This window comes from Acidovorax sp. (assembly GCF_027492855.1).
In the GTDB taxonomy this organism is placed as follows: Bacteria; Pseudomonadota; Gammaproteobacteria; order Burkholderiales; family Burkholderiaceae_C; genus Acidovorax.
In genome coordinates this window covers 1-18,200 of record NZ_JAPUDY010000043.1, presented here as the reverse complement: position 1 = coordinate 18,200, position 18,200 = coordinate 1, and the positions used below count along the sequence as shown (strand labels likewise).

The following is an 18,200-nucleotide window of genomic DNA, read 5'->3' as shown; positions in this document are numbered from 1 at the left end:
AATGGTTCGCTGATGCGCGCCATCGTCGAAGGCGGTGAAGTGATCGAATCGCTGCGCGACCGTATCCTGGGCCGCACCGCTGCCGAAGACGTGCTGCACCCCGAAACGCGTGCCGTGCTGGTGCCTGCCGGCATGATGCTGGAAGAAGACGTCATCGAGGAACTTGAAGCTGCGGGTGTGGACGAAGTCAAGGTGCGCACGGCGCTGACCTGCGAAACCCGCTATGGCCTGTGTGCCAAGTGCTATGGCCGCGACTTGGGCCGTGGCGGCCTGATCAACCTCGGCGAAGCCGTGGGTGTGATCGCTGCCCAGTCCATCGGCGAACCCGGCACGCAGCTGACCATGCGTACGTTCCACATCGGTGGTGCCGCTTCGCGTGCCGCCATTGCGTCGAGCGTGGAAGCCAAGTCCAACGGCGTGATCGGCTTCAACGCCACGATGCGCTACGTGAGCAACACCAAGGGTGAGCTGGTGGTGATTGCGCGTTCGGGTGAAATCATCATCCAGGACGAGCATGGCCGCGAGCGCGAACGCCACAAGGTGCCTTACGGTGCGACGCTGACGGTCAAGGCCGACCAGCAAATCAAGGCTGGCACCATTCTGGCCAACTGGGATCCGCTGACGCGACCCATCATCACCGAGTTTGCCGGTCAGACCAAGTTTGAAAACGTCGAAGAAGGTCTCACCGTTGCCAAGCAGGTGGATGATGTGACCGGTCTGTCCACGCTGGTGGTGATCGACCCCAAGCGCCGTGGTGCCGCCAAGGTGGTGCGCCCGCAGGTGAAGCTGATCGACGCGCAAGGCAACGAAGTGAAGATCCCTGGCACCGACCACTCGGTGACCATCGGCTTCCAGGTCGGCGCCCTGATCCAGGTGCGCGACGGCCAGGACGTGGGCCCCGGCGAAGTGCTGGCGCGTATTCCGGTCGAAGGCCAGAAGACCCGCGACATTACCGGCGGTCTGCCCCGTGTGGCCGAGCTGTTCGAAGCCCGTACGCCGAAGGACAAGGGCACGCTGGCCGAGATGACCGGTACCGTGTCGTTCGGTAAGGAAACCAAGGGCAAGGTCCGCTTGCAGATCACCGACCCCGAAGGCCATGTGTTCGAAGAACTCGTGCCCAAGGAAAAGAACATCCTGGTGCATGAAGGCCAGGTGGTGAACAAGGGCGAATCGATTGTGGACGGCCCGGCCGACCCGCAAGACATCCTGCGTTTGCTGGGTATCGAAGAGCTGTCGCGCTACATCGTCGACGAAGTGCAGGATGTGTACCGCTTGCAGGGCGTGAAGATCAACGACAAGCACATCGAGGTGATCGTTCGCCAGATGCTGCGCCGCGTCGTGGTCGAGAACACCGGCGAGTCCAACTACATCGCAGGCGAGCAGGTCGAGCGCTCCGAGATCCTCAACACCAACGAGGCACTGCAGGGCGAGGGCAAGATTCCCGCGACCTACAGCAACTTGCTCTTGGGTATCACGAAGGCCTCGCTGTCTACCGATTCGTTCATCTCGGCCGCTTCCTTCCAGGAAACGACCCGCGTGCTCACCGAGGCTGCCATCATGGGTAAGCGCGACGAGCTGCGTGGCCTGAAGGAAAACGTCATCGTGGGCCGTCTGATCCCCGCCGGTACCGGCCTGGCTTACCACCAGGCGCGCAAGGCCAAGGACGCCATGGACGACGCCGAGCGCCGCGCCATTGCCGAAGCCGAAGCTGCCGAGATGGCTGCGCAGTCCGATGCCTCTGAGGCAGACGGCAGCAGCGTCACCGCCACCGACGCCGCTGCTGATTAATCAGTAAGCAAGAGCGCCGCGAGTGCCCTTGAAGCGCCCCCGCCCTGTCCCCTGGCAGGCCGGGGGCGCTTTTCATGGGACACCTCTTTTCTTTTCTGTTTCTCTTTTTTCGGGCCGGAGCGCGTGACGCGCGCACAGCCCACAACTGCGCATGCTGTGGTCATCGCCCCTTTTCTGGATCGCTGTCGCCATCCTTCTGTTCTGGGCCCGTGGGGCCTACAACCGCCTGATGCGGCTGCGCTCGGCGGTGGCACAGTCGTTTGGTGGCTTTGACGCCCACATGGTGCGCCTGGTGGCGTTGCTGGGTGAGTTTGATGCGGCGCAAGAAGTGCAGCGAGGGCTGGCGCCGACGGATGCGGGCGGGCAGGAGATAGCCGCTTTGCAAGGCGCCACCATCCAGCTGAGTGCGTCGTTGGCCGTGGCCCGCGCCCGGCCGCTGGATGTAGATGCCGTGGCAGCATTGGTCGCCGCACGCGATGTGTTGCAAGCCAGTTGGCGCAGTGCCATGGGTAAGTTGCAGCCTTCCGTGTCCACGCCGGATGGCGCGCAGACGGCGCAGGAGCCGCCGGAACTCGCCGTCACTGCGCTGTTGTCAATCTGGCAGGTGCGCTGGGACGAGCACACGGTTCAGAATGAGCAGGCCATCCGCGTATTCAACGAGGCGGTCCGGTACTACAACGCCGCCATCGTGCAGTTCCCGGCCAACTTGCTGGCTTGGGTGTTTGGCTTCAAGGCAGCGCGCTCGTTGTAACGCGGCCGCCGGTTTTCAGGATCACGATGAGTCAGTCTCCCCGCAATCGCAACCCACGCCCCGATGGCAACCCGCCGCGCCCCGCTCGTCCCCACGCCAGCCGTGACGATGGCAGGGGCCGCGCCGCCGTGGCATCGGATGTGTCGCGCACGCAGTCCATCGCCCTGTGGCAGCAACTGGCTGGGGTGGCCGGTGCGCTGCAGGCCATTCGTGGCGGACAGTCGGGAACGGCGGCATTGGCTGCCGTCGATGGTGGATTGCGACCAGGAGTGCAGTCCCTGCTGTTCCAGGTGCTGCGGCAATTGGGCCGCGCCGAGGCGCTGCGCCGCCAACTGGCCGCCCGCACGCCACCACCTGCGGCCGATGCGCTGCTGTGCACCGCCCTGGCGCTGTGCTGGAACCCGGACGACGCGCCCTACGAACCTTTCACCCTGGTGAACCAGGCGGTCGAGGCGGCCAAGCACAGTCCTGAGGCCCGTGCCCAGGCGTCGTTCATCAACGGCTGCTTGCGCCGCTTTCTGCGCGAACGCGATGCGCTGGTGGCCGCCACCGACAACGACCCCGTGGCGCGTTGGAACCACCCCGCATGGTGGATCCAGCGCCTGCGCAAAGACCACCCCCAGCACTGGGAGCAGATTCTGCAGGCGAACAACGCCCATGCACCCATGACGCTGCGGATTAATCAGAAAAAAAGCACGCTAGCGCAATACCAAAAAGCGCTAGCAGCTATCAATTTGGAAGCGTTTCCGGTGGGTGAGATGGGCCTGGCCTTGCAGCACCCCGTGCCCGTGCCATCGCTGCCAGGTTTTGCCGACGGCTGGGCATCGGTGCAGGATGCCGCCGCCCAAATGGCCGCGCCCTTGCTGCTCCAGGGCCTGGACCTGACCCAGCCCCTGCGCGTGCTGGACGCCTGCGCCGCGCCCGGCGGCAAAACCGCCCATTTGTTGGAAATGGCCGATGCCACTGCGCCGCTGCAGGTCACGGCGTTGGAGATCGACGCCACCCGCAGCACCCGCATCGGCGACACCCTGCAGCGCCTGGGGCTGAGCGCCCAGGTTGTGGTGGCGGATGCCGCCCGCCCCCAGGACTGGTGGCAGGCGCACTGCGGTGGCGCGTTGTTTGATGCGATCTTGCTCGATGCACCCTGTACCGCGTCGGGCATCGTGCGGCGCCACCCCGACGTGCGCTGGCTGCGGCGCGAGACCGATATCGCCCAGTTGGCCGCCGAGCAGGCCGCGTTGCTGAAGGCCCTGTGGCCGCTGCTGCGCCCCGGCGGCCGCCTGTTGTATTGCACCTGCTCTGTGTTTCGTGCCGAAGGGGATGCCCAGGTGCAAACGTTTCTTGCACACAACACCGATGCGCAATTGCTGCCATCACCGGGCCATTTAGTTCCCGGCAAAGGGGACAAGGGCGGGGCTGTCCCGGACAATCTAAACGGTGATCACGACGGATTTTTTTACGCACTGTTGCAAAAGTCGCCGCAATGAGCCCTTCAGGGCCATTGGGGGGCTCATTTGCGCCGGTCTTTTGCTCTTATGTCTGTGGGGCAGTTTGCTGATGCCACAAGCGGCGGCGGCTGAGGCCACCACCCCCGAGGTGGGCGAATTGCGTCTTGAACGGGCCGAAGACGGCCTCTATCTCAGTGCCAACTTGCAGTTCGATTTGCCGGAACTGGCCGAAGACGCACTGTACAAAGGCATCCCGATGTTCTTTGTGGCCGACGCCCAGGTGCTGCGTGATCGCTGGTACTGGTCTGACCGCCAGGTTGCCGAAACCACCCGCCATTTCCGCCTGAGCTACCAACCACTCACCCGCCGCTGGCGCCTGAACATCTCTTCGACACCTTTCACCAACAGTGGCCTGGGGGTGGTGCTGGGGCAGAGTTTTGACAATTTTGACGACGCGTTATCTTCTATTCAGCGATTTTCGCGCTGGAAGATCGCCGAACGCGATGTGATCGAGGCGGATGGCGTGCACACGGTCAACTTCCGGTTTCGGCTCGACATGTCCCAGCTTCCGCGTCCTTTCCAGATTGGTGCCGTCGGGCGCTCCGGCTGGAACCTGCTGGTGTCCCGCAGCCAGCGCCTGGCCGCGGAGCCCGCCAAGTGAGCAAGGGTACCTCCACGTCCAACGAGACGGCATCGACCCACGTCAGCGCGCGCCAGTCCCGCGCTGTGCGCTGGGCGGTGGGGGTGGGGGCGGCCATCATGTCGGCCATTGGCCTGGTGCTTTTGTACCTGCTGACCCTGGCCACCAACAACCGTGCGCTGTACGAGCGCAACTATGCCTGGCTGTTTGGCGTCAATGTGCTCGTGGCCCTGCTGCTCCTGGCCGTGCTGGCCTGGGTGGCCGTGCGCTTGGGCATGCGTCTGCGCAGGGGGCGCTTCGGCAGTCGGCTGCTGGTCAAGCTGGCGGCCATCTTCGCGTTGGTGGGGCTGCTTCCGGGCCTGCTGATCTATGTGGTGTCCTACCAGTTCGTCACGCGGTCGATTGAAAGCTGGTTCGACGTGAAGGTGGAAGGCGCCTTGTCCGCCGGGGTCAACCTGGCCCGCGTGTCGCTGGATTCGCTGGCGACCGACATGGCCGCCAAAACCCGCAACGCCAGTACCCAGCTCGCCCAGGTGCCCGACGCAACTGCCGGGTTGACGCTGGAGCGCATTCGCGACCAACTCGGCGCAACGGACGTGGTGTTGTGGAGTGGCTCGGGCCAGGCCGTGGCCAGCGCCGGCCAGTCGCGCTTCAGCCTGAACCCTGAACGGCCGGGCGCCTCGCTGCTGCGCACTGTGCGCCAGCAGCGCGCCACGGCGCAGATCGAGGGGCTGGACGACATCACAGATCCGGCGGCTTCGGAGAACGCGCGCGTCAAGGTGCTGGCTCTGGTCGCCAGCCCCAGCGTGGGCTTGCTGCTGGAGCCGCGTTACCTGCAGGCCACACTGCCTTTGCCGCCCGCGCTGGTCGCCAACGCCATTGCCGTGCAGGAGGCCAACCGCGAATACCAGGAACGCGCGTTGGCGCGGGGGGGCTTGCGGCGCATGTATGTGGGCACGCTCACGCTCAGCCTGTTCCTCGCGGTTTTTGGCGCCGTGCTGCTGGCCGTGCTGCTGGGCAACCAACTGGTGCGGCCCCTGCTGGTGTTGGCCGAAGGCGTGCGCGAGGTGGCTTCGGGCAACCTGAGCCCCAAGGCGGCGCTGCAGGGCAAAGATGAGCTGGGCGGGCTGACCCGGTCGTTCGCGCTCATGACCCAGCAGCTCGCGGACGCCCGCCAGGCGGTGGAGCAGAGCATGGGCGAGGTGGATGCCTCCCGCGCCAACCTGCAGACCATTTTGGACAACCTCACGGCCGGGGTCATCGTGCTGGATGCACAGGGGCTGATCCGTTCGTCCAACCCTGGTGCCACCCGCATCCTGCGCGCGCCCATGGCGGCTTTTGAGGGGCGGGCCTTGTCGGATGTGCCCGGCCTCGCTGAGTTTGCTGCCTCGGTTCAGCGGCATTTCGATGCGTTTCTGGGTGACCACGAACGCCATGGCCTGGACCATTGGCAACAGCCCTTTGAGCTGCATGCATCCTCCGCGGGGGCCGGGCAGCACGCCACGAGTTTGGTGGCGCGCGGTGCCGAGCTTCCGGATTCTGCCCGGTTGTTGGTTTTTGACGACATCTCTGAAATTGTTTCAGCACAGCGTGCGCAGGCCTGGGGCGAGGTCGCGCGGCGGCTGGCCCACGAAATCAAGAACCCCCTGACGCCCATCCAGTTGTCGGCCGAACGGCTCGAAATGAAGCTCTCGGGCAAGCTGCCCGCGCCCGAGCAGGCCATCCTGGGCAAGTCCGTCAAGACCATCGTGGACCAGGTTGATGCCATGAAACGGCTGGTCAACGAGTTCCGGGACTATGCCCGCCTGCCCGCCGCAGAATTACACGCGCTGGACCTCAATGCGCTGGTGGCCGACGTGCTCCATTTGTATGGCGAAGAGAACGCCACCGTGCCTGTAGAAGCCGAGTTGGACCCGCGTTGCCCCCCGATAGCGGGCGATGCGCAGCAGTTGCGGCAGGTGGTGCACAACCTGCTGCAAAACGCGCAGGATTCGACCGAACAAGCGCGCGCCGACGCCTCAGAGCCCATGCCGCCGGTGCGCATCAGCACCCGCTGGAGCGAGTCCTCGCGGCGCGTTCGGCTCGTCGTGGCAGACAGTGGCGGCGGCTTTCCGACCCACATCCTTCAGCGCGCCTTTGAGCCCTATGTCACGACCAAGGTCCGGGGCACGGGCCTGGGTTTGGCGGTGGTCAAAAAGATTGCAGATGAGCATGGTGCGCGCATCGATCTATCCAACCGCACCGAAGACGGCGTGGTGCGCGGGGCCCAAGTGTCGTTATCATTCGCCCCTGAACCAGCGGTGGCGTGATAACAACACCGTCCCCGCAGTACTTCCCCAAGGCGTCTCAACACACATGGCAAACATTCTGGTGGTCGACGATGAGCTCGGCATTCGTGATCTGCTGTCGGAAATCCTGAACGATGAAGGTCACAGCGTAGACCTTGCAGAAAATGCGACCCAGGCTCGGACGGCGCGGGCAGGTAATAGCTACGACCTCGTGCTGCTCGACATTTGGATGCCCGACACCGACGGCGTCTCGCTGCTCAAGGAGTGGGCCACCGCAGGCGTGCTCAACATGCCCGTGATCATGATGAGCGGCCACGCCACCATCGACACGGCGGTCGAGGCCACACGCATCGGGGCCTTCTCGTTCCTCGAAAAGCCCATCACCCTGCAAAAGCTGCTCAAGGCCGTGGAGCAGGGCCTGGCCCGCAACGCAACCCAGCAGGCGGCGCCCGCAACCGCAGCCCAGCCACCCGCTGCCGCCCCCGCAGATCCCGCCTTCGCGCAACAACTGCCCACGGTGTCCACCGTGGTGGCTGGCGTCGATCCCGGCCCGCATGCGCACCAGGGTTTCGACCTGGACCGCCCCCTGCGCGAGGCGCGCGACGGTTTTGAAAAGGCCTACTTCGAATTCCACCTCGCCCGCGAAGGCGGCTCCATGACCCGCGTGGCCGAGAAGACCGGCCTGGAGCGCACCCACCTGTACCGCAAGCTGCGCCAGCTGGGCGTCGACCTGGGGCGCGGCAAGCGTAATTAATTTCCGCAAGGTTTTTGGAAGCCCCCATTTTTCTGGTTATAATTTGAGGCTCAGGCCCGGTAGCTCAGTCGGTAGAGCAGAGGATTGAAAATCCTTGTGTCGGTGGTTCGATTCCGCCCCAGGCCACCAGTGTTTATGCGCCCCAGCGCCCGAAAGGGTTCTGGGGCGTTTCTACATCCGTTCGTTGCTTTCTACAATTGCCTGACACATCTTTCACGGGCGAGGGGCAATGAGCATTGAACACTATTCAATCAACTGGAAGCGATCTGTTCAGATCACGGGGTCAATCCGCGACGAAATGCTCAGGGAGCTTGCTCCAGAGATATTGTCTCTACGCCAGGCCTCTCGCGCGCCCATCACTGTCGCCATCAATAGCCCAGGGGGCTCGATAGCCGTTCTTGACTCTCTTTTTGGGTTGCTCAGCGGTCCAAATCAGGATGGGCAAAACTGCCTTTCGGTGACGGTCGTAATTGACAAAGCATATAGCGCCGCAGCGTGCATGCTCGCGTTGGGCGACTATGCGGTGGCATTGCCCCATAGCACGATTCTTTTTCATGATGTTCGATATGGGGAGATGGCAGACGTCACCCCAGATAAGGCGAAAACTGCGGCGAAGCAGCTGAAATCTGCCAATGATCGAATGGCGCTAAGACTGGCGGGTGCGGTTTTTCGTCGCCTGACGTGGCTTTACATCGATTGGAAAGTGAAGCTTGGCGAGATCCCGGAAGACTCTCCAACGTTGGCAAAGTTTCGCGGAACCATGGATATCTGCAAGGTCTTGCCCACCGCCAGTGTAGAAATCGACATCGCTGCGTTCGCTACCTTGATCCGCGACAAACTTAGTCCTGCGAACAAGAAGCTTATTGATGCTTCAATGGTAAAGCTGAAGGCTTGGGCCGCCACCATGGCTGCAGCCGACGTTTTCCCTATGTTCAGAGAGGGTGAAACGGGAGGCTTTCTTGATGGCGTTGGTGGCTTCTTTCAAGCCATCACAGACGGGGGGGATGGGAAGACCGACTTCGGTCAAGAGGGGCGCGCCGAGAATCTGCGTCTTCTTCTCATCATCCTCGCTGGCAAGTTCGCGGCAGATCAGAAGGGACAGCCGTTTAACCGACTGCTTGAAGAGACGATTGCAGATTTTGCTTTGATGGACTCCATCAACGATCCACTTCACATGTGGACAGCGTCGCGCTTGATGCTTCGGCATAAGCCGGTATTTTTCAGTCGGCGTGCAATTTCAATCCTCGATAGCGATAACGACGAGGCGAAGGCCGAGGTTATGGCGGAGGTGCAACCTTATGTCAGGGTCTTGTGGCACTTGTGTGTCCTCATCTGCAAAGAGCTGGTTACAGGGGAGCACGTACTGGCCCCCAGAGACGCACTGGTCCTGGGTGTTGTGGATGAGGTGCCAGGTGATGAGTTGATGGAGTCGCGTCGAAAGTTTCAATTGGCATGGGAGGCTAAAAGCGGGGCGTCGGAATCGGTTTCGAAGGTGCGGAGACTTCGCCCCAGAAGGCGCTAGCGCAGTGGTTTGACTCGTTCACCGGCACGAGCCCTGACATAGTGTTCTGTCATCTTCCGATTCTTGTGCGCCAGCAATTTCTGCGAGTGCGCCAAGTCGCCCGTGTCGGTAGCAGCCTTAGCCCGAATGTCTCGAAACTGAAAATTCACCTTCGCCAGCGTGCGTGCCTTGTCAAAGCGTGAGCGCAGCGCCCCCTGGCTGAGGGGCTGGCCGTTCTCGTCCTGAATCAGAAACGCGCTGATGGCCTTCCGGGACCGTTGGTTGATGCGTTCGATCACAGCGGCCAGCGCGCCTGTCAACTCAATGCCCAGGCGCGCCCCGGTCTTGTTCTGCACGATCCATAAGGCGCCGTCCCGTATGTCGGTGCGCTTGATCTTGAGCACATCGGCGGGGCGCTGGCCGGTGAGCAGGGCAATGTCCATGGCGTCCACCACAGTGCAATGCGCGTTGGCCCGCACGCGGTCGAATTCCTCGTCGGTGACATAGCGCGAGCGCCTCGTTTCCTTGAAGCCCTTCACACCCTGGCAGGGGTTTTGCGCGGTGGTAAAGCCCCACTCCCTGGCTTTGTTGAAGATGTGCGAGAACAGGGCCTTCTCGCAATTTGCGCGCACCCTTGCGACCTGGCCCCGTAGGTCCATGTACTGGCGGATGTGCATGGGGGCGATGGACTCAATGGGCATGTGCCCAAACACGCGCAGCAGGTTGGTGAGTTCCTTGTTGTTGTCGCGCCGGGGGCGCACGCTCTTGAGCATGTGAGTGGACTTGTAGTGCCTGGTTGGTGGCGCAGCTTTCCCGAGAGGCTTTCTGGCTGAGCGACAATCGTGGGTCAGTATCTTGGTCGATTTGAGGGCAACTGTGGCGCTATCAAAAGAGTAGTTTCTAGATTCCATGCGGTTTTCTGGGCTTCTTTTGGTAAAGCCCCAGGCCACCAAATAAAAGCCCTTGATTTGAAAAAATCAAGGGCTTTTTCCATTGCGCGCAGCACAGCTGCCGCAGTGCTGCAGAAGGTGTCGTCCGTCGCCTTGTTCTCTCGCCACCTGTCGCGCTCTGCTGTCTTTCCTCTGTTTATTCCACGCCTCCCATGCCCCTTTTGCAGGACACCACCCTCGGTATCGACTTTGGTACTTCCAACTCCGCAATGACCGTGCGCCAGGGTGCTGGGCGGGCGCGGATGGTGCCGCTGGAGGGCACGGCGCACACGCTGCCCACTGCGCTGTTCTTCAATGCCGAAGACCATCACACGCACTTCGGGCGCGATGCTGTGGGGCTGTACCTGTCGGGGGCGGAAGGGCGCCTGATGCGTTCGCTCAAAAGCCTGCTGGGCAGTGCGCTGCTGCAAGACAAGACCGCCGTGCACAACGCGCTGGTGAGCTACCAGGACATCATCAGCCTGTTTTTGCGCATGCTGGCGAGCAAGGCCCACGATGCGCTGGGCGGGATGCCCGCGCGGGTGGTGATGGGGCGCCCCGTGCACTTTGTGGATGGCGATGCAGACCGTGACCAGCAGGCTGAGGATGCGCTGCGCCAGGCCGCGCTGGGGGCGGGGTTCGAGAACGTGTCGTTCCAGTTGGAGCCCATCGCGGCGGCGCTGGACTATGAGCAGCGCATCGAGCGTGAGTCGCTGGTGTTGGTGGTGGACATCGGTGGGGGCACGTCGGACTTCACGGTGGTGCGCCTGGGTCCGGACCGCATAGCCCGCGCGGACCGCAACGCGGATGTGTTGGCCACCACGGGCGTGCACATTGGCGGCACCGATTTCGACCGCCGCCTGAGCCTGGACCTGCTCATGCCCCTGCTGGGCTTTCGCCACACCGGCCCCACCGGGCGCGAGGTGCCCAGCCGCGTGTTCTTCGATCTATCGACCTGGCACCTGATCCAGTGGCTGTATGCACCGCGCGCTTTGCGTGATGCGCAAAACCTGCGCACCGACTACGCGGATGCGCGCCTGCACGGGCGGCTGATGCGGGTACTGAACGAGCGCCTGGGGCACCGCATGGCCGACACGGTGGAGCAGGCCAAAATCGCCGCGTCGCTGTCGGATGCCGATGCGCCCATGCCGCTCGACTGGATCGAGCCGGGGCTGGGCGCGATGGTCACCTCGCACGGGCTGGCCCAATCTTTGGCGCAGCCCTTGGAGCAGGTGGTGGCTTGCGCGCGCGAGTGCGTGCAAAGGGCGGGGTTGCTAGAGCAGGGACTGGACGCGATCTATCTGACCGGGGGCTCGTCTGCACTGCGACCCTTGCGGCAGGCGCTGCTGACAGCTTTCCCGTCCACGCCGCAGATCGAAGGCGACCTGTTTGGCGGCGTGGCAGCAGGCCTGGCGGTGTCGCGCTGAGGGCTGGTAAAGTCTATTTGCTATTAAATTAATAGCTTGTTGCGCTTGATAGATAGGCGCTAGAGGCCATTTCCTCTCATATTCCCGTGCACGGCAGCTCAATCGGCCGCATCTCCTTGCGCGGCGCCGTCGCGCTTCCATGCCAGGGCCGTGTCATACAGCACGTTGCGCGATGCGCCGGTGATGTCTGCGGCTAGGCGCACGGCAGTTTTGAGGGGCAGCTCGGCCAGCAGCAGGCGCAGCACCCGCTGGCTCTCGCCATCGTCGTTGCCAGCCACGGGCACGGGGTGCAGCAGCACCACGAATTCCCCGCGCGAGCGCTGGGGCGATCCGTCGAGCCAAGTGGTCAGGGCCTGGGCGGGCTGGGTGGTGATTTCTTCAAACTGTTTGGTCAACTCGCGCGCGAGGGTCACGGGGCGCTCGCCCAGCACGGCCAGGGCCTGGGCCAGCTCGCCGATGCGGTGGGGGGCTTCGAGCAGCACTACGCAGCGGGGCTCGCTGGCCAGTTGCTGCGCGATCACGCTGGCGCGCTCGGCGGCCTTGACGGGCAGAAACCCGGCAAACACGAAGCCGCCATGTTCGTTGCCGTGGGCCACGGCACCCGCCGCGCTGAGCGCGGTGGTGATGCTGCTGGCGCCGGGCAAGGGCATGGCGCGCAGGCCCGCCGCCTGCACGGCGGCCACCAGGCGGGCGCCAGGGTCACTCACGCCGGGGGTGCCTGCATCGCTCACGTAGGCCACACGTTGGCCTTGCTGCAGCCGCTGCACCACGTTCTGCGCCGCTTCGGCCTCGTTGTGCTGGTGCACGGCCAGCAGGTGGGCAGCCCCTTTGTCGATGCCATAGGCGCGCAGCAGGGCCTGCGTGTGGCGTGTGTCCTCGCAGGCCACGGTGTCGGCCAGTTGCAGCACGTGCAATGCGCGCAGCGTGATGTCGGCCAGGTTGCCGATGGGCGTGGCCACCACATACAGCGCACCCTGCGGATAATGCTGGAGAGCCGCCGCATCGCGTGCGGCGCTCAGGGCTGATGCGAAAGAGGCGCTCAATGAACTTCCTTGGAAAAAAGAGAAAACCGGAGGGCGCACCCGGCATGGCTACCCCAACCGCTGCAACCGCGACCACCGTCACGACACGCGAGCGGGGCAATGCCGCCGAGGACCAGGCCCTGGCCCATCTGCAGGCGGCGGGCCTGCAACTGGTGGTGCGCAATTATCGGACGCCTGGGCGCGGCGGTGGCGAGATCGACCTGGTGATGCGCGATCGGGACCGCACGCTGGTGTTTGTGGAGGTGCGCAGCCGCGCGGGTAGCGGGTTTGGCGGTGCGGGGGCGAGCATCAGCGCCACCAAGCAGCAGCGCATCATTTTTGCGGCCCGCCATTACCTGCTGCGCCTACCGTCCCCACCGCCTTGCCGTTTTGACGTGGTGCTGGTCGAGGCCTCGGTGCAATGGCTCAAGGCGGCCTTTGATGCGCAATAGCCGACAGCGTTCCGTGCACGCCATTGAGGGCGCCAGCGCAAAGCCAGCGGCTACGGTTTGCTACAAAAGCTGTAACACGCGGAGGGTATCATCGGGCCCTCATGCTTGAGCAACGCATCCAACAGCATTTCATCGACAGCGCCGACCTGAAGTACCAGGCCGCGCAAGCCCTGAGCCACCCCATTGCCGCTGCCGTGCAGGCCGTGCTGGCCTGCGTGACCAGTGGCGGCAAGGTATTGGCCTGTGGCAACGGCCCATCGGCCGCCGAGGCGCAGCAGTTCGCCGCCTTTTGTGTGGCCGGGTTCGAGCGCGAGCGGCCCGAACTGGCTGCGCTGGCACTGACTGCCGACAGCACCTTGCTGACGGCGGCCACAAGCAGCAACGAGGTGGCCCAGCAGTTCGCCCGCCAGGTGCGGGCGCTGGGGCAGGCGGGCGATGTGCTGCTGGCTTTGTCGGTCACCGGCAACGACGCCAACCTGCTGGCCGCCACCGAAGCCGCCCACGAGCGCGACATGTCTGTGGTGGTCTTGACCGGCCGCACCGGCGGCAAGCTGGCCGCGCTGCTGCGCGAGACCGATGTATTGATCAGCGTGCCCCACGACCGCGCGGCGCGCGTGCGTGAAGTCCATGCCCTTGCGCTGCACTGCCTGAGCGACGGCGTGGATGCCCAGTTACTTGGTGAACAGGAGATTTCGTGATGAGCAACCCAACCCTGAACCGTTCTATCCGCCGCACCGTGTGTGCGGCGCTGGCTGCTGCCGCGCTGGCTGCGGGCCTGTCGGCCTGCGCGCCGCTGATCGTTGGAGGTGCCGTGGTGGGCGGTGTGATGGCCGTGGACCGCCGCACCGCAGGCACCCAGGTCGAAGACGAAGGCATCGAACTGCGCGCGGTCAACCGCATCCGCGAAGTGCTGGGCGACCGTGGCCACGTCAATGTGACCAGCTACAACCGCCAGGCGCTGCTGACCGGTGAAGTGCCCAATGCGCAAGACCGCCAGGCGGTCGAGCAGATCGTCTCGCAGGTAGAGAACACGCGCTCGGTGGTCAACGACCTGGCCGTGATGCCTGCCAGCAGCCTGAGCCAGCGGTCCAACGATACCTTCATCACCGGCAAGGTGCGCGCCAGCCTGGTGGATGCCCAGGACATCTCGGCCAATTCCTTCAAGGTGGTCACCGAGCGCAACATCGTTTATCTGATGGGCCGCGTATCGCAGCGCGAGGCCAACCGCGCCACCGAAATCACCCGTGGGGTGAGCGGTGTGAGCAAGGTGGTGCGTGTGTTCGAGATTGTGTCAGAGGAAGAACTGGCCCGCATCGCGCCCAAGCCCGCGCCCGTGACCACGGACGGCAACGGAGCGCCACCTCGTAACTGATCGCGCGAATGGGGCGAATGCCGCAATCCAATAACAAAGGGGCCATTGGCCCCTTTGTTATTGTTGTGGTGGTGGCGCTTGGTTCTGGCGCCGCAGCAGGCGTCAGCGTCAGCCCAGCCGCTTGATCAGGCTCGACGTATCCCAGCGGTTGCCGCCCATCTTCTGCACGTCGGCATAGAACTGGTCCACCAGCGCCGTCACAGGCACGCGCGAGCCGTTGCGCTTGGCTTCGTCGAGCACCAGGCCCAGGTCCTTGCGCATCCAGTCCACGGCAAAGCCGAAGTCAAACTTGCCGTCCACCATGGTCTTGCCACGGTTGTCCATCTGCCAGCTTTGGGCGGCGCCCTTGCCGATCACGTCCAGCACCTGCTTCATGTCCAGGCCCGCGTTCTGGCCAAAGGCCACGGCTTCGGACAGCCCCTGCACCAGCCCGGCGATGCAGATCTGGTTGACCATCTTGGCCAACTGGCCCGCGCCACTTGCGCCCAGCAGCGTGAAGGCGCGCGAGAACGCCATGGCCACGGGCTGGGCTGCGTCGAACGCCGCCACATCGCCGCCGCACATCACGGTGAGCAGACCGTTCTGCGCGCCCGCCTGGCCGCCAGATACAGGGGCATCCACGAACTGCAGGCCCAACGCCTGAGCGGCTGCGTACAAATCACGTGCCACCTCGGCCGACGCCGTGGTGTGGTCCACAAAGACCGCGCCGGGCTGCATGCCAGCAAAGGCGCCGTCGGCCCCCAGCGTCACGGAGCGCAGGTCGTCGTCGTTGCCCACGCAGCAGAACACGATGTCCGCACCGGCTGCGGCCTCGCGCGGGGTTGTGGCATGTTTTGGTGCCTTGGCGCTTGCGTATTCAGCGCACCATGCTACTGATTTGGTAGCGGTGCGGTTGTACACCGTGACCTCATGCCCCGCCAGTGCGAGGTGGCCGGCCATGGGGTAGCCCATCACACCGAGGCCCAGGAAGGCGACTTGGCGGGAGGGGGTGGCGTCGTAGTTGCGGGGGTTGGTGCTTGGCATGGCGAAGGGAGTGTCGATGGGTGGTGGAAATGCAAACCCGCCCAGGAGGGCGGGTGCGGCGGGCTGGACCGGCTAGCGGTCCGCGTCAAACGATCGCGAAGTGCTCCGTGCCCTGGGCCAGGTCGGGCGACTTGGCGCGCTGGCTGTTGAGCTTGATCTGCAGGCGCAGGTCGTTGAGCGAGTCGGCATTGCGCAGCGCGTCTTCGTAGCTGATGACGTTGGCCTCGTACAGATCGAACAGCGCCTGGTCGAAGGTCTGCATGCCCAGGTTGCGGCTCTTTTTCATGATCTCCTTGATCTCGGAGACGTCACCCTTGAAGATCAGGTCGGAGATCAGCGGCGTGTTGAGCATGATTTCCACCGCTGCCGCACGGCCCTTGCCGTCCTGCTTGGGGATCAGGCGCTGCGACACCATGGCGCGCAGATTGAGCGACAGGTCCATCAGCAACTGGGCGCGGCGCTCTTCCGGGAAGAAGTTGATGATCCGGTCGAGCGCCTGGTTGGCGCTGTTGGCATGCAGCGTGGCCAGGCACAGGTGGCCGGTTTCGGCAAACGCCACGGCGTGTTCCATGGTTTCGCGGTCGCGGATTTCGCCCATCAAAATCACGTCGGGCGCCTGGCGCAGCGTGTTTTTGAGCGCAGCTTCCCAACTGTCGGTATCAAGCCCCACCTCGCGCTGCGTGACCACGCAGTTCTTGTGCGGGTGCACGAATTCGATGGGGTCTTCCACCGTGATGATGTGGCCGAACGAGTTCTCATTGCGCCAGTCCACCATGGCGGCCAGCGTGGTCGATTTGCCCGAACCCGTGGCACCCACCAGGATGCACAGGCCGCGCTTGGTCATCGTCACTTCCTTGAGCACCTGAGGCACGCCCAGGCCGTCGATGGTGGGCAGCGTGAGCGGAATCGTGCGCAGCACCATGCCGACCTTGCCCTGCTGGATGAAGGCGTTGACACGAAAACGCCCGATGCCTGCCGGCGAGATGGCGAAGTTGCACTCCTTGGTGCGTTCGAAGTCAGCCACCTGCTTGTCGCTCATGATGGCGCGTGCCAGCGTGAGTGTGTGGGTGGGCGTGAGCGGCTGGGGCGAAACCTTGGTCACCTTGCCATCGACCTTGACGGCTGGAGGGAACTCAGCCGTGATGAACAAGTCGCTGCCATTGCGACTCACCATCAATTTGAGCAGGTCATTGATGAATTTACTGGCCTGATCACGTTCCATCAGAATGTCTCCGGGGGGTGTTCGTCCAACGAACGATCATAAATCTTGTGTGTGCACATCACTTCTGGTTGTCGCTCAGGCGCGCGCTCACCACACGCAGGCGCAGAGAGAGCTTGCGGGCCAGCAGCGCAATCAGGCTGGCGGCCAGTTGGGGGTCTCTGGTCATCATGTCGTCCATGCCCTCGGCGGAGAGCACGGCGATCTCGCAGTCGGTGAGTGTGGTGCAGGCTGAAAAGCGAATGCCACTGTCCAGCAACGACATCTCGCCCAGGATGTCGCCAGGCCGGGTCTCTGCCAGGCGCAGTTGCTCGCCCCAGGGCTGCAAACGGTCCACGGCAATGGTTCCCGTGAGCAGCACCACCATGAAGTTGCCGTATTCGTCCTGCCGGATCACGTCGCGGTTGGACGGGATGGCTGCAAACTCGAAGAAGCGCTCCATGCGCTCCACAGCGTCCTTGTCCAGGTGCGCCATGTATTTGTCCTTGGCCCACAGCCCCTGCAGCAGTTTGCCGCCACGGCTGGTGGGCAGGCGCTTGGCGCCGACCTCGACGGCGCGGGCCTCCCAGGGCACCAGCATCGAGTCGTCCACGCCCTGGCCCGCAAACGCGGTGGAGAACAGCACGGAATCCGTGTGGTCCTCGGCCGGTTTGCCGCCGCGGGTGTTTATTTTCAGAAGGCTGAGAATGCCTTTCATATCGCGCTCCGGTATGCGGCTCCATGGTGGGCCGCCAAATGGTCGTGGGGGTGTTGCTTCAGCCTGGGAAGTTTTCGGGGATCTTGGCCTTGGCGCGTGCCTCGGCCGGGCTGATGATGTTGCGCCGCACGAGGTCGGTGAGGTTCTGGTCCAGCGTCTGCATGCCCACGCTGTTGCTGGTCTGGATGGTGGAGTACATCTGCGCCACCTTGGCCTCGCGGATTAGGTTGCGGATGGCGCTGGTGCCCAGCATGATCTCGTGCGCCGCCACGCGGCCCGAGCCGTCCTTGGTCTTGCACAGCGTCTGCGAGATCACGGCCTGCAGCGACTCGGACAACATGGCGCGGACCATTTCCTTTTCTTCGGCGGGGAACACGTCGATGATCCGGTCAATCGTCTTGGCAGCGCTTGACGTGTGCAGCGTGCCGAACACTAGGTGGCCCGTTTCGGCGGCCGTCATGGCCAGGCGGATGGTTTCCAGGTCGCGCATTTCGCCCACCAGGATGGCGTCCGGATCTTCGCGCAGGGCGGACTTCAGCGCCGCAGCGAACGACAGCGTCATCGGGCCCACTTCACGCTGGTTGATCAGGCACTTCTTGGATTCGTGCACGAACTCGATCGGGTCTTCCACCGTGAGAATGTGGCCGTACTCGGATTCGTTGAGGTAGTTCACCATGGCCGCCAGCGTGGTGGACTTGCCCGAGCCCGTGGGGCCGGTCACCAGCACCAGGCCACGTGGCTTCAGAGCCAGGTCGCCAAAAATCTTGGGCGCGTTGAGCTGCTCGAGCGTGAGGATCTTGCTCGGAATCGTCCGGAACACGGCGGCCGCGCCCCGGTTCTGGTTGAAGGCGTTGACGCGGAAACGGGCCAGGCCTTCGATCTCGAACGA

General features: G+C 63.9%; 16 protein-coding genes, 1 tRNA gene and 1 pseudogene. 12 read left to right on the top strand and 6 right to left on the bottom strand.

Annotated features, from left to right (window positions below; genetic code table 11):
• The 8 genes and pseudogenes from Q0105_RS07990 to Q0105_RS07955 form a co-directional block, all read left to right on the top strand.
• Positions 1 to 1,788: pseudogene (locus Q0105_RS07990) on the top strand (DNA-directed RNA polymerase subunit beta'); the annotation flags it as partial.
• Between the two features lie 151 nt (positions 1,789 to 1,939).
• Positions 1,940 to 2,539, top strand: a complete 600-nt coding sequence (locus Q0105_RS07985) for a LemA family protein (RefSeq protein ID WP_298210538.1) — start codon at positions 1,940 to 1,942, stop codon at positions 2,537 to 2,539.
• Positions 2,540 to 2,697: 158 nt separating this feature from the next.
• Positions 2,698 to 4,026 (top strand): 16S rRNA (cytosine(967)-C(5))-methyltransferase RsmB, encoded by a 1,329-nt coding sequence (gene rsmB / locus Q0105_RS07980; protein ID WP_298210541.1) that lies wholly within the window; start codon positions 2,698 to 2,700, stop codon positions 4,024 to 4,026.
• A 70-nt stretch (positions 4,027 to 4,096) separates the two neighbouring features.
• Positions 4,097 to 4,648, top strand: a complete 552-nt coding sequence (locus Q0105_RS07975) for a DUF4390 domain-containing protein (RefSeq protein ID WP_298210540.1) — start codon at positions 4,097 to 4,099, stop codon at positions 4,646 to 4,648.
• Positions 4,645 to 6,936 carry an ATP-binding protein gene (locus tag Q0105_RS07970; protein ID WP_298210536.1) on the top strand — a complete coding sequence of 764 codons (2,292 nt, stop codon included), beginning with the start codon at positions 4,645 to 4,647 and terminating at the stop codon, positions 6,934 to 6,936. The genes Q0105_RS07975 and Q0105_RS07970 overlap by 4 nt, the downstream gene beginning before the upstream one ends.
• A 46-nt stretch (positions 6,937 to 6,982) precedes the next feature.
• Positions 6,983 to 7,669, top strand: a complete 687-nt coding sequence (locus tag Q0105_RS07965) for a response regulator (RefSeq protein ID WP_298210534.1) — start codon at positions 6,983 to 6,985, stop codon at positions 7,667 to 7,669.
• Between the two features lie 53 nt (positions 7,670 to 7,722).
• Positions 7,723 to 7,798 (top strand) — tRNA-Phe (locus Q0105_RS07960).
• 100 nt (positions 7,799 to 7,898) lie between these two features.
• Positions 7,899 to 9,191, top strand: coding sequence for an ATP-dependent Clp protease proteolytic subunit (locus tag Q0105_RS07955; RefSeq protein WP_298210532.1), 1,293 nt, complete (start codon positions 7,899 to 7,901; stop codon positions 9,189 to 9,191).
• Here the strand turns inward: Q0105_RS07955 and Q0105_RS07950 are convergent.
• Entirely contained in the window at positions 9,188 to 10,081 is an 894-nt protein-coding gene (locus Q0105_RS07950) for a tyrosine-type recombinase/integrase (RefSeq protein WP_298210531.1), read from the bottom strand. The genes Q0105_RS07955 and Q0105_RS07950 overlap by 4 nt on opposite strands.
• 191 nt (positions 10,082 to 10,272) lie before the next feature.
• On the opposite strand from Q0105_RS07950, the gene Q0105_RS07945 reads away from it, so the two are divergent.
• Positions 10,273 to 11,526 (top strand): Hsp70 family protein, encoded by a 1,254-nt coding sequence (locus tag Q0105_RS07945; RefSeq protein WP_298210529.1) that lies wholly within the window; start codon positions 10,273 to 10,275, stop codon positions 11,524 to 11,526.
• A 98-nt stretch (positions 11,527 to 11,624) separates the two neighbouring features.
• Here the strand turns inward: Q0105_RS07945 and rsmI are convergent, their stop codons facing one another.
• Entirely contained in the window at positions 11,625 to 12,569 is a 945-nt protein-coding gene (rsmI, locus tag Q0105_RS07940; protein WP_298210526.1) for a 16S rRNA (cytidine(1402)-2'-O)-methyltransferase, read from the bottom strand.
• Positions 12,570 to 12,613: 44 nt separating this feature from the next.
• Between rsmI and Q0105_RS07935 the strand changes: the two genes are divergently transcribed.
• The 3 genes from Q0105_RS07935 (at position 12,614) to Q0105_RS07925 (ending at position 14,372) form a co-directional block, all read left to right on the top strand.
• On the top strand, positions 12,614 to 13,000 hold the full coding sequence (locus Q0105_RS07935; RefSeq protein WP_298210524.1) for a YraN family protein: 387 nt from the start codon (positions 12,614 to 12,616) through the stop codon (positions 12,998 to 13,000).
• 101 nt (positions 13,001 to 13,101) lie between these two features.
• Positions 13,102 to 13,698, top strand: coding sequence for an SIS domain-containing protein (locus Q0105_RS07930; protein WP_298210522.1), 597 nt, complete (start codon positions 13,102 to 13,104; stop codon positions 13,696 to 13,698).
• Complete coding sequence (locus Q0105_RS07925; protein WP_298210520.1) at positions 13,698 to 14,372, top strand: BON domain-containing protein; 675 nt, start codon at positions 13,698 to 13,700, stop codon at positions 14,370 to 14,372. Before Q0105_RS07930 ends, Q0105_RS07925 begins: the two co-directional genes overlap by 1 nt.
• Positions 14,373 to 14,480: 108 nt before the next feature.
• Here Q0105_RS07925 and Q0105_RS07920 read toward each other — a convergent pair whose 3' ends face one another.
• The 4 genes from Q0105_RS07920 to Q0105_RS07905 form a co-directional block, all read right to left on the bottom strand.
• Positions 14,481 to 15,395, bottom strand: a complete 915-nt coding sequence (locus Q0105_RS07920) for an NAD(P)-dependent oxidoreductase (protein WP_298210518.1) — start codon at positions 15,393 to 15,395, stop codon at positions 14,481 to 14,483.
• A gap of 85 nt (positions 15,396 to 15,480) precedes the next feature.
• A complete protein-coding gene (locus Q0105_RS07915) occupies positions 15,481 to 16,617 on the bottom strand; it encodes a PilT/PilU family type 4a pilus ATPase (RefSeq protein ID WP_298210516.1) in 1,137 nt (378 codons plus the stop codon).
• 58 nt (positions 16,618 to 16,675) lie between these two features.
• Positions 16,676 to 17,311 carry a cyclic nucleotide-binding domain-containing protein gene (locus Q0105_RS07910; RefSeq protein WP_298210514.1) on the bottom strand — a complete coding sequence of 212 codons (636 nt, stop codon included), beginning with the start codon at positions 17,309 to 17,311 and terminating at the stop codon, positions 16,676 to 16,678.
• Between the two features lie 58 nt (positions 17,312 to 17,369).
• Positions 17,370 to 18,200, bottom strand: an 831-nt coding sequence (locus tag Q0105_RS07905) for a type IV pilus twitching motility protein PilT (RefSeq protein ID WP_298210512.1), incomplete at its 5' end; no start/stop codon positions are given.

Bases quoted from the DNA above. Each gene is read 5' to 3' on its own strand.
- Q0105_RS07985 (WP_298210538.1), top strand. From the start codon at position 1,940: ATGCTGTGGTCATCGCCCCTTTTCTGGATCGCTGTCGCCATCCTTCTG.
- Q0105_RS07975 (WP_298210540.1), top strand. From the start codon at position 4,097: ATGCCACAAGCGGCGGCGGCTGAGGCCACCACCCCCGAGGTGGGCGAA.
- Q0105_RS07965 (WP_298210534.1), top strand. From the start codon at position 6,983: ATGGCAAACATTCTGGTGGTCGACGATGAGCTCGGCATTCGTGATCTG.
- Q0105_RS07955 (WP_298210532.1), top strand. From the start codon at position 7,899: ATGAGCATTGAACACTATTCAATCAACTGGAAGCGATCTGTTCAGATC.
- Q0105_RS07950 (WP_298210531.1), bottom strand. From the start codon at position 10,081: ATGGAATCTAGAAACTACTCTTTTGATAGCGCCACAGTTGCCCTCAAA.
- Q0105_RS07945 (WP_298210529.1), top strand. From the start codon at position 10,273: ATGCCCCTTTTGCAGGACACCACCCTCGGTATCGACTTTGGTACTTCC.
- Q0105_RS07935 (WP_298210524.1), top strand. From the start codon at position 12,614: ATGGCTACCCCAACCGCTGCAACCGCGACCACCGTCACGACACGCGAG.
- Q0105_RS07930 (WP_298210522.1), top strand. From the start codon at position 13,102: ATGCTTGAGCAACGCATCCAACAGCATTTCATCGACAGCGCCGACCTG.
- Q0105_RS07925 (WP_298210520.1), top strand. From the start codon at position 13,698: ATGAGCAACCCAACCCTGAACCGTTCTATCCGCCGCACCGTGTGTGCG.
- Q0105_RS07920 (WP_298210518.1), bottom strand. From the start codon at position 15,395: ATGCCAAGCACCAACCCCCGCAACTACGACGCCACCCCCTCCCGCCAA.
- Q0105_RS07915 (WP_298210516.1), bottom strand. From the start codon at position 16,617: ATGGAACGTGATCAGGCCAGTAAATTCATCAATGACCTGCTCAAATTG.
- Q0105_RS07910 (WP_298210514.1), bottom strand. From the start codon at position 17,311: ATGAAAGGCATTCTCAGCCTTCTGAAAATAAACACCCGCGGCGGCAAA.